The organism is Leptospira hartskeerlii, from assembly GCF_002811475.1.
GTDB lineage: Bacteria > Spirochaetota > Leptospiria > Leptospirales > Leptospiraceae > Leptospira_B > Leptospira_B hartskeerlii.
Genome location: NZ_NPDL01000023.1, coordinates 1 through 1085, shown reverse-complemented (window position 1 = coordinate 1085; position 1085 = coordinate 1). Strand labels below are relative to the sequence as shown.

2 pseudogenes are annotated in these 1085 nt (G+C 45.2%); both read left to right on the top strand.

The window, feature by feature from the left end:
• Positions 1-322 (top strand): annotated as a pseudogene (locus tag CH352_RS18910) (hypothetical protein); the annotation flags it as partial.
• Positions 323-338: 16 nt separating this feature from the next.
• Positions 339-1085 (top strand): annotated as a pseudogene (locus CH352_RS18905) (membrane dipeptidase); the annotation flags it as partial.

Here is a 1085-nt window from a genome sequence, read left to right as displayed (position 1 = left end):
TCCAGACAATCTATATTGGGTGGCAGTCGCTACTCCGCAAGACGCGGGAGAGAAAAAAGCGCAGGAAGAACTTTTAGAAAGTTGGGCTACATTGTACGGAAAAATTTATTCCGGAAAAGCCACCCGCAAAGAAATCGATACATATTATACCTCTCAGATAAAACTCCAAGAGGACCAATTGGAACTATTGCGCTTAATGGAAGAAAGATATCCAGAGCGCCTTGATGACGAAAAACGCAGAATGATCTTAGCCGGCAAAGAACTGTACGGCAAAAAGCTGAAAAACGTAACCGAAGAATACAAAAAACATACAAACAACTAAGTAGGGAGAGATACGTATGAAAAGTCGGTCTTTGCGAGGGCCTGCGTTAGGCGTCGTATTCCTGGCTATTTTTGCTACGAGTACGTCTATTTTCGGCGATCCATATTGGGGAACATTTAAGAAAGACGGTTGTACTGGAATTTTTCCAGGTAAACGCCAATATTCAGCGATCCTTTACGGGATCCCATCCGGACAGAGTTGGGAAACTACCTGTGCCAATATGGGAGCAACAATTAACGGGCAAGTATTTACTAAGCCAAGTCGTTGTAAGAACACAGGTTTCAACGAGTGGGGAGAATTCGATTTGATCGATGATTCTTGCGAAGCGAACTGGGCAGCAACAGACGACGGCGGAGCTTACAACTGGACTCATAAGAATGATGGTTGCCAAACTTCCGGGACATATGCGGGTAAAAGAAAGTATTCTTCACGTTTATGGAATATAGTTGGTCTGACTTGGGAAGAAGCCTGCGCCAAGATGCCGATTACAATCGCAGGTAAAACTTATACTACTCCTCATAGATGCGTGAACACCGGTGGAGCCACAGGAATGTGGGGAGAATGGTACATTGCAGATTCAAGTTGTGAAACTGCACCACAAGCTTACTCCAGAGGAGCGAACGATTCTCTCAAGAGATCTGGAACTCTTTCCGGTTATGTGGATCTTCATACTCACCCAATGGCAAATTTAGGTTTTGGTGGAGTGATCTTCCATGGTTCTCCATTCGGACCACCTGCGACTGCACTCGCGGATTGTCCTAGC